Raw genomic sequence first — 1,662 nt, 5'->3', positions numbered from 1 at the left:
CCTCGCGCTTTCACGAGGTGGGGTGTCCGAGGCTTGATCAAATAAGCGGAGAGTGCTCCTGACCTGCAACGATGGGACTTGTCTAGGGTCCTGTTGGCTGCACGGAAGAAGCACTCTCCAGGTGAAGAAGCGTATCGGGTCGTACCCGCGTGTCCGCGTCGAGGGCGGCGGCCGGGCGGTGGTCTCGCAGGCCGGGAGCGTGCTGCTGATCGAGACCGTCCGCAAGGCCGGCTTGGACACCGCGATATCAGCGGCGCTGACGCCGTGGCGGAAGGCTCGGACGGTGCACGATCCGGGCAAGATTCTGCTGGACGTGGCCCTGGCGGTCGCGTTGGGCGGGGACTGCCTCGCGGATGTCGCCATGCTGCGGGCCGAGCCGGCCGTGTTCGGGCCGGTGGCCTCCGACCCGACGGTCTCCCGCCTCATCGATACCCTCGCCACCTCCGGGGAGAAGGCCCTGCGGGCCATCCGTGCCGCGCGGGCTGAAGTCCGCCAGCATGTCTGGCGGTTGGCCGGCCGGGAAGCGCCTGATGCGGGCGGGGCGGTGACCGTGGACCTGGACGGGGTGCTGGTGATCGCGCACTCGGACAAGGAGGACGCCGCACCCACGTGGAAGCGAACCTACGGCCACCACCCGCTGATGGGGTTCGTCGACCACGGAAGCGGCGGCACGGGTGAACCGGTCGCGGCCCTGCTCAGACCAGGCAACGCGGGCTCGAACACGGCCACCGACCACATCACCGTCGCCCAACTGGCCCTGGCCCAGCTGCCGAAGAAGTACCGGCGCGGGCGCCGGACCCTGATCCGCACCGACTCCGCGGGCGGCACCCACGACTTCGTCGCCTGGCTCGCCCGGCGGGGACGGTGGCTGTCCTACTCGGTCGGCATGGCCATCACCGAGCAGGTCCACCAGCAGGTGCTGAAGGTTCCGGCATCGGCTTGGACGGCGGCCGTCGAGACGGACGGCGAGATCCGTGACGGCGCCTGGGTCGCCGAACTCACCGGCGATGTTCTGGACGGCTGGCCCAAGGGCATGCGGCTGATCGTCAGGAAGGAACGGCCGCACCCGGGGGCCCAGTTGCGGCTCACAGATGCGGACGGCATGCGGCTGACCTGTTTCGCCACCAACACCTTGGGCCGGCCGATCGCCGAGCTCGAGCTCCGTCACCGGCTGCGGGCCCGGGCCGAGGACCGCATCCGCGCCGCCCGGGCCACCGGCCTGCGCAACCTGCCCCTGCACGACACCGCGCAGAACAGGGTCTGGCTGGAGATCGTGCAGATCGCTCTCGACCTGCTGGCCTGGATGCCGATGCTCGCTCTGACCGGCAAGGCCAGGCTCTGGGAGCCCCGCCGCCTGCGGCTCCGCCTGTTCACCGGGGCCGGACAGCTCGTGACCACCGGCCGTCGGCAAATCCTCCGCCTGGCCCGGCACTGGCCCTGGACCGGTCACATCACCGCAGCCCTCGACCGGCTCACCCAACTGCCCGACCCCGGCTGACCAGCGGATTCCCCGGCCCTTCGACAGCACCTCACCACCCGGAGCAGTGGAATCCGGCGCCATCCCAAGGCGACACTCGGGCCTTCGGCCTGCACAGCCTCAGCCCACGGCACGAAAACGGCCCACCAACTCCATCGGCGGACCGTCACGAAACTTCGAGGCTA

At 70.3% G+C, this 1,662-nt stretch carries 1 protein-coding gene; it reads left to right on the top strand.

The features are described from left to right. Positions 1–121 precede the first annotated feature (121 nt). Complete coding sequence (locus ACFWM2_RS40390) at positions 122–1,498, top strand: IS1380 family transposase (RefSeq protein WP_383291381.1); 1,377 nt, start codon at positions 122–124, stop codon at positions 1,496–1,498. Positions 1,499–1,662: the final 164 nt, after the last annotated feature.

The sequence above is a fragment of the Streptomyces sp. NPDC058371 genome, assembly GCF_042723265.1.
Lineage (GTDB): Bacteria > Actinomycetota > Actinomycetes > Streptomycetales > Streptomycetaceae > Streptomyces.
This window is presented reverse-complemented; position numbering and strand designations above follow the sequence as displayed.